This window comes from Allobosea sp. P4_C6 (assembly GCF_056402015.1).
In genome coordinates this window covers 1-6,998 of record NZ_JBFUIF010000093.1, presented here as the reverse complement: position 1 = coordinate 6,998, position 6,998 = coordinate 1, and the positions used below count along the sequence as shown (strand labels likewise).

At 64.8% G+C, this 6,998-nt stretch carries 7 protein-coding genes; 4 read left to right on the top strand and 3 right to left on the bottom strand.

Translation table 11 applies throughout. The annotated features are described in order from the left end of the window. Positions 1-484 precede the first annotated feature (484 nt). Complete coding sequence (locus tag AC1DVA_RS25735; protein WP_265054198.1) at positions 485-688, bottom strand: cold-shock protein; 204 nt, start codon at positions 686-688, stop codon at positions 485-487. Between the two features lie 240 nt (positions 689-928). Next, on the bottom strand, positions 929-3,127 hold the full coding sequence (locus AC1DVA_RS25730; protein ID WP_265054199.1) for a glycoside hydrolase family 3 N-terminal domain-containing protein: 2,199 nt from the start codon (positions 3,125-3,127) through the stop codon (positions 929-931). 120 nt (positions 3,128-3,247) lie between these two features. Here AC1DVA_RS25730 and AC1DVA_RS25725 point away from each other — a divergent pair, with 120 nt between their 5' ends. The 4 genes from AC1DVA_RS25725 to AC1DVA_RS25710 all read left to right on the top strand — a co-directional run bounded on the left by AC1DVA_RS25725 (position 3,248) and on the right by AC1DVA_RS25710 (position 6,426). Further along, positions 3,248-3,871: a YitT family protein gene (locus AC1DVA_RS25725; protein WP_265054200.1), complete on the top strand. Its 624-nt coding sequence runs from the start codon at positions 3,248-3,250 to the stop codon at positions 3,869-3,871. Positions 3,872-3,966: 95 nt separating this feature from the next. Continuing rightward, complete coding sequence (locus AC1DVA_RS25720) at positions 3,967-5,136, top strand: alpha-hydroxy acid oxidase (protein WP_265054201.1); 1,170 nt, start codon at positions 3,967-3,969, stop codon at positions 5,134-5,136. Between the two features lie 25 nt (positions 5,137-5,161). Then, positions 5,162-5,800 (top strand): class I SAM-dependent methyltransferase, encoded by a 639-nt coding sequence (locus AC1DVA_RS25715; RefSeq protein WP_320109565.1) that lies wholly within the window; start codon positions 5,162-5,164, stop codon positions 5,798-5,800. A 107-nt stretch (positions 5,801-5,907) separates the two neighbouring features. Beyond that, positions 5,908-6,426, top strand: coding sequence for a GNAT family N-acetyltransferase (locus tag AC1DVA_RS25710; RefSeq protein ID WP_476807758.1), 519 nt, complete (start codon positions 5,908-5,910; stop codon positions 6,424-6,426). Positions 6,427-6,757: 331 nt separating this feature from the next. On the opposite strand, the gene AC1DVA_RS25705 is transcribed toward AC1DVA_RS25710, so the two are convergent. After that, on the bottom strand, positions 6,758-6,998 hold a 241-nt coding region (locus tag AC1DVA_RS25705; protein WP_476807757.1), incomplete at its 5' end, for an IS30 family transposase.

The window sequence follows — 6,998 nt, the reverse complement described above, 5'->3', positions numbered from 1 at the left end:
TCCCGGACCGTTGCGGGTCCGCTCGATCGCCGCGCGTCCGATTGGACGCGATAACGGTGATCGATTTATCCAATATCGCATCGGAAACATCCGATGCGATAGCGCGGAGGTGCCGACTTCGTCCGGGCCCAACAGGCAGGCCCGCTCCTTCGCCGGAACCCAGAACGAAGCGGAACCCCCAGATACCCGTGCGCGGAGCCGAACGGCGCGAGGTCGTCGCTGTTCGACACCATCGACATCGACTCGACATCGGCACGCAGCCGTCGACTGCGAAACGCCGCCCGGCTCCGCGCATCCCTCGGATGTCCAAGCCCGAAACCCCGCAGGCTCAGGCCTGACGGGGCTTTCGGTGCATCTCTTCCGGCAAAAGCCGACATCACGCCGGATTCGGCAACGCAGCGCCGATCCGGTCATTATGGCAAGCACGAGCCTGTCACGCCCTGAACCATGCGCGGCAGGCGTCTATCGGCAGCAGAAATAACGTTCAGAGCACTTTCAGATCGCCCGCCGCGGTCTTGCCGCGTTCGGTCTTCAGCTCGAACGACACATTCTGCCCTTCCGTCAGCGTCATCATCCCGGCTTCCTTGACGGCGGTGATATGGACGAACACGTCCTTGCCGCCTTCTGCCGGTTGAATGAAGCCATACCCCTTCTCAGTGTTGAACCATTTGACGGTTCCGGTCGCCATCGCCACATCCCTCGAAGTCGCGCCTGCCGGCCCGCACGCCCTCGAGCCGGATCCGATCAGGTTGAACCAACCTGGTCGGGGAATCCGCCTCCAAGCTACTGATAGAGAACGCGTGATCCGAACAGGTCGCGTTGCGATTTGATCGGCGCGTGCCCTAGCGTGTAAGCCGGCAATGGAAGGATTGACCGAAAACCGATCCTTGTCGAGATTAAACACCGAGCAGTCGAAACGGCTGATCGATCAAGACTTGGTCAGGATCACCTGCGTTTTCGCTGCGGCGCGGGATGAACCTCCCAGGTAGATTTCGACCTCGCCGGGATCGACGACGTAGCGTCCCTGTTCGTCATGGGCGCCGAGTTTCGCGGCTTCCAGCCTGAAACGCACGGTTTTCGTCTCTCCGGCCTTGAGCATCACCTTCTCGAAGCCTTTCAACTCGCGCAGCGGCCGCGAGAGGCTCGCCACCGGCTGGCGGATATAAAGCTGTACCACCTCGTGGCCATCGCGCGCGCCGGTATTGGTGACATCGACCGAAACCTCGACCACACCCGTCAGCGCCATCGAGGAAGCCGAGACGCGCGGATCGGCATAGGTGAAGCGGCTGTAGGACAGCCCGTAGCCGAAGGGGTAGAGCGGCTCGTTGAGCTCGTCCATGAAGATGGACTCGTAGCGCTGGCGGATCTTTTCCGGGCGGCCGGTCGGGAGCTGGTTGTAATACACCGGGATCTGCCCGACCGAGCGCGGGAAGCTCATCGGCACCCGGCCCGACGGGTTGTAGCGCCCGGTCAGGATGTCGGCGATGGCCGTGCGCCCCTCCGTGCCGCCATGGAAGGTCTGCAGGATCGCGGCGACATGCTCGCTCGCCCAGGTCAGCACGAGCGGCCGGCCCGTCGCCAGCACCAGCACCACCGGCTTGCCGGTCCTGACCAGCGCCTCGAGCAGTTCCTGCTGCACGCCGGGAAGTTCGAGCTTGGTGCGCGAGGCTGCCTCGCCCATGAATTCGCAGTCCTCGCCGAGCATGGCGACGACGAGATCGCTCTCCGCCGCGGCGCGGAGCGCAGCCTCCTTGTCGGCGAACTCCGTGCCGCAATTCTTGGCAAAGGCCGGCTGGTAGTTGATCGCGACATCCTTCGGCAGCCGCTCGCGCAGCGCATCCGGCAGGGGCGTGATGACGCGCCGCCCCAGCCCCGCCGGATCGGTCCAGACCCGCTCATCCTCCGGCACCGCCATGGCGCCGATCACCGCGACCGACTTCACCGTGTCCCGGATCGGCAGCGTCTGGTCGGCGTTCCTGAGGAGGATCGCGCCCTCGCGCGCCGCCTGCAGCGCGACCTCGCGGGCCGCTTCCGTCTGCATCAGCTTCGGTGCGGCGGCAGGGTCGACATCCGGCTTCTCGAACAGGCCGAGATGGTATTTCACGCGCAGCACGCGCCGGACTGCCTCGTCCAGCACCTTCACCGGCACGCGCCCGGCGCGGACCTCGTTGGCGAGGTGCTTGTGGTAGACGTCGCCCATCATGTCCATGTCGATGCCGGCGATCAGCGCCTTGCGCGCGGCTTCCGCGTCGTCGCGGGCGATGCCGTGCAGCCGCAGCTCCGTGATCGAGCCGAAATCGGAGGTGACGAAGCCACGGAAACCCCATTTCCCGCGCAGCAGATCGGTCAGCATGCCCTTATGCGCCGTCGCCGGCACGCCGTTCAGGGCGTTGAAGGCCGCCATCGCCGTCATCGAGCCGGCCTCGAACGACGCCTTGAACGGCGGCAGATAGAGGTCGAAGAGCTGGCTCGTCGGGATCCATGTCGAGTTGTAGTCGCGGCCCGCCTCGGCAGCGCCATAACCGACGAAATGCTTCACCGAGGTCGCGACGCCACCGCGTTGATAACCGAGGGTGCGCGCCGTCGCGACGATCGAACCGAGCCAGGCATCCTCGCCCGCCCCTTCGAGCACGCGGCCCCAGCGTGGATCGCGCGAGATGTCGACCATCGGCGCGAAGGTCCAGTTGATGCCGGCGGCCGAGGCCTCCCGCCCGGTCCAATAGGCGGCCTGCTCGATCAGCGCCGGATTCCAGCTCGAAGCCTGGCCGAGCGGCAGCGGGAAATAGGTCGAGAAACCGTGGACGGCGTCGAGCCCGATGATCAGCGGTATCTTCAGGCGGCTTTCGCGGACCGCCTTCTGCACCGCCAGAACCTCGGCCGGCACGACGAAGTTCATCACCGCGCCCATGTCGCCGCTGCGGACCTTGTTGATGTCGAAGCCCTCGCCGCGGCCCGAGAGGTGGAGCTGGCCGACCTTCTCCTCCAGCGTCATCCGCCCGATCAGCGCGTCGACCTTTCGTTCGATCTCGCGCGCCTCCCGCCCGGTTTTCCAGGCCACGGGCTGCTGCGCGAAGGCAGCGGAGGCCGTGCAGAACAGCAGAAGGGCAGCGACGAGCCGCAGAACCATGAAGGGAATCCCCAAGCGATAAGGCCATCAAGCAGCCTGCGCCCTACAGGATCGCTCCCTCTGGCTCAACCGTTGCATGGCCTCTGGCGCATGAAGTCGTCAGCCGATACAGGGCTCGCAATGTCTCAGACCACCATCGCAGCCATGCCGCACAGACACCGCCTCTACGAAGATCTGCTCGCCCTGCCGCTGGGCACGCTGATGATCAGCTTCGGCATCGTGCTCTTCACCAAGGCCACGGTGCTGACCGGCGGCGCGGCCGGGCTGGCGCTGTTGCTCCAATTCGCCATAGGCGCCGATTTCAGCCTGCTCTTCTTCGTCATCAACCTGCCGTTCTACTGGCTCGCCTTCCGGCGGATGGGCTTCGCCTTCACGCTGCGCACCGTCGCGGCCGTCGCCCTGATCTCGCTCTTCGTCTGGGCGACGCCGGGTTGGTTCCGCATCGAGGCTGTCGCGCCGCTCTATGCCGCGATCGTCGGCGGCGTCGCGATGGGCCTCGGCCTGCTGGCATTGGCGCGCCACCGCACCGCAATCGGCGGGGTCAACATCCTCGCGCTCTACCTGCAGGAGCGCCACGGCCTGCGCGCCGGCTGGGTCCAGCTCGCGATCGACGGCGCGATCTTCGCCGCCGCGCTTTTCCTGCTGCCGCTCGACAAGGTCGCGCTGTCCCTGGTCGGCACGCTCGTGATCAACGCCATCCTGGCGATGAACCACAAGCCGGGCCGCTACATGGCGGTCTCCTGACGCAGATCGCCCTGCTGCGCATGAGGTTGCGCGCCGCCGTCCGTCATGCGAGTCCAACCCGAAGGACTGACGGGAAGCGAACGGCGAGACGAGACATGGCCCAGCCCCTCACCATCGAAGACCTGCGCATTCTGGCCAAGCGCCGCGTGCCGCGCATGTTCTACGATTACGCCGATTCCGGCGCCTGGACCGAGGGCACCTACCGCTCGAACGAGACCGACTTCGCCAAGATCAAGCTGCGCCAGCGCGTCGCCGTCGACATGACCGACCGCTCGCTCGCCTCCGACATGATCGGCCGGCCCGTCGCGATGCCGGTCGCGCTCGCGCCCACGGGCCTCACCGGGATGCAGCATGCCGATGGCGAGATCCTCGCCGCCCGCGCAGCAGCCAAGGCCGGCGTGCCCTTCACCCTCTCGACCATGAGCATCTGCTCGATCGAGGACGTGGCGAACCACACCAGCGCGCCGTTCTGGTTCCAGCTCTACGTGATGAAGGACCGCGAGTTCATCTCCCGCCTGATCCAGCGCGCCAAGGCAGCCGGCTGCTCGGCGCTGATGCTGACGCTCGACCTGCAGGTCCTCGGCCAGCGCCACAAGGACATCCGCAACGGCCTTTCCGCCCCGCCGAAGCCGACCATCGCCAACCTGATCAACCTGGCGATGAAGCCGCGCTGGTGCCTGAAGATGCTGGACACGCCGCGTCGGCAGTTCGGCAACATCGTCGGCCACGTCACCGGCGTCGCCGACATGTCCTCGCTCTCCTCCTGGACCGCCAGCCAGTTCGACCCGAAGCTGAACTGGGACGACGTCCGGTGGATCAAGGACCAGTGGGGCGGCAAGCTGATCCTCAAGGGCATCCTCGATCCTGAGGATGCCGAGATGGCGGCCAAGAGCGGCGCCGACGCGCTCATCGTCTCGAACCATGGCGGCCGCCAGCTCGACGGCGCGCTGTCCTCGATCGAGGCCCTGCCCGGCATCGTCGAGCAGGTCGGCGGCCGCATGGAGGTATTGTTCGACGGCGGCATCCGCTCCGGCCAGGACGTGCTGAAGGCGATCGCGCTCGGCGCCAAGGGCACCTTCATCGGCCGCGCCTTCCTCTACGGGCTCGGCGCAATGGGCGAGCAGGGCGTCACCGCCGCGCTCGACATCATCCGCAAGGAGCTCGACGTCACCATGGCGCTCTGCGGCCTGCGCGACATCAGGGATGTCGACCAGAACATCCTCGTCGGCGGGCGCGAAGGGGCGATGAAGCGGCTGGCGAGCTGACCGCCCTCGCGCCCCCGCCGCCGCCATGATCCGCGCCGCAAACGATGCACGCTTTTGGGACCGCATCGCCCGCAAATACGCCGCCGATCCGATCGCGGACATGGCGGGCTATGAGCGCACGATCGAGCGCACCCGGCATTATCTCAAGGGCGAACAGACCGCATTCGAGTTCGGATGCGGCACGGGGACGACGGCGCTCAGGCTCGCCCCCGCCCTAGCCCGCATCGTCGCGACCGACATATCCGGCGGCATGATCGCCATCGCGCGTGAACGGGCCGAGGCCGGGAAGCACGCCAACGTCGAATTTGCGGTTGCCGCTCCCGACGCTGCGCCGTGGCCGGACGAGACCTTCGACATCGCGCTCGGCTTCAACGTCCTGCATCTGGTGGCAGCGCGGGAAGCAGCCTTGAGCGGCATCCGCCGGCTGTTGAAGCCCGGCGGGCTGTTCATCTCCAAGACGCCGTGCCTGAAGGAGATGAACCCGATTATACGCATCGCCGTTCCCGTCATGCAGCTCCTCGGCAAAGCTCCCTATGTGTCGTCCTTGTCCGCGGGAGAGCTGGAACGCGAGATCGCGGCAGCGGGCTTCGAGATCGTCGAGCGTGCCCACCATGCCTCGCGCGGTCGGGATCCGCGGCCCTTCCTCGTGGCCAGGAAGCGCTGAAGACGTTGCGCCCGGGCGGCAGAACGCAACCGAATTCGGTCAGCCAATCTCATGGCTGGTCCGCTCGCGACCCATTGCAGACTTCAGCGAGAGCGCTAGTGTTGGGAATGCTCCCTGCATTCGAGACCGCTCGCCTATCGCTCCGGCGCCGAACGATCGCCGATTTTGAAGCATGCCTAGCGATGGATCGCGACCCGGAGGTGGTAAAATACATCCCCGGTCCGTGGGACGATGCCACGAAGCATGAGGCTTTTTTGCGCGAACGCATCCAAGCTGATTTTGGAGACGGGCTTGGCTACTGGTCGATATATAGTCGAGATGCAGAGAGGCGTTTTTTAGGCTGGATTCTTTTGATTCCATACGATGGGACAGGGCCCAAGGTAGAAATCGGCTGGCGTCTGAATAGGTCGGCCTGGGGTCGGGGATACGGAACGGAAGCGGCCCTGCCGTTTGTGTCTTATGCCTTCGAAGACATCGGACTGCCCGAGATAGTCGCGGACATCGACATTCGAAATGTCGCCTCTCACCGCATTGCTGAGAAGATTGGAATGCAGCATGTAGGCGATATAGTCCATGATAGCATTCCTATGAAATCATATGCGCTTACACGTTACGACTGGCGATGAGGCCCGTCTCATTATAGCGCTCACTAGCGCAGGTTACTATCAGACCTTGTGGACTTCCAATCCGAATGAAGCAGTTCATGCCAAATTTTACCTTCCTCGACGCATGGTACGCGAACGGGAAAATTGGGAAGTCTGTGTAGACGTGTGTCATCTCGATTTTGCATTACGCGACGTGAGGATTTCTCCGGATCAAGCTCTAACGCGATGAAATCTGCGCGGTCACTTGGGCAACAAGGACGCAGCGTAAGGGTATTCGTTTGCAGCACGCGCATCTTAAATCTGCCGGCTGCGCGTGTTCTAGCCGCGCGGCTGTCTGCTGGCGCCGGCGGGCTCAACTGATCGCCGCAACACACTCGGCGAACCTCTCGGCTGGGGTTTGATAGAGCAAGGTCTTTCTGGGCCGTTCGTTGAGCTGACGGGCGATGGCGCTGAGCTGGGCCTGGCTTTGCAGGGACAGGTCGGTTCCGTGGGGAAGATACTGGCGCAGGAGCCGGTTGGTGTTCTCGTTCGAGCCACGTTGCCAGGGTGACCTGGGATCGCAGAAGTAGACCTCGACGTTCGAAGCGAGGGCC

Bases quoted from the DNA above. Each gene is read 5' to 3' on its own strand.
- AC1DVA_RS25735 (WP_265054198.1), bottom strand. From the start codon at position 688: ATGGCGACCGGAACCGTCAAATGGTTCAACACTGAGAAGGGGTATGGC.
- AC1DVA_RS25730 (WP_265054199.1), bottom strand. From the start codon at position 3,127: ATGGTTCTGCGGCTCGTCGCTGCCCTTCTGCTGTTCTGCACGGCCTCC.
- AC1DVA_RS25725 (WP_265054200.1), top strand. From the start codon at position 3,248: ATGTCTCAGACCACCATCGCAGCCATGCCGCACAGACACCGCCTCTAC.
- AC1DVA_RS25720 (WP_265054201.1), top strand. From the start codon at position 3,967: ATGGCCCAGCCCCTCACCATCGAAGACCTGCGCATTCTGGCCAAGCGC.
- AC1DVA_RS25715 (WP_320109565.1), top strand. From the start codon at position 5,162: ATGATCCGCGCCGCAAACGATGCACGCTTTTGGGACCGCATCGCCCGC.
- AC1DVA_RS25710 (WP_476807758.1), top strand. From the start codon at position 5,908: ATGCTCCCTGCATTCGAGACCGCTCGCCTATCGCTCCGGCGCCGAACG.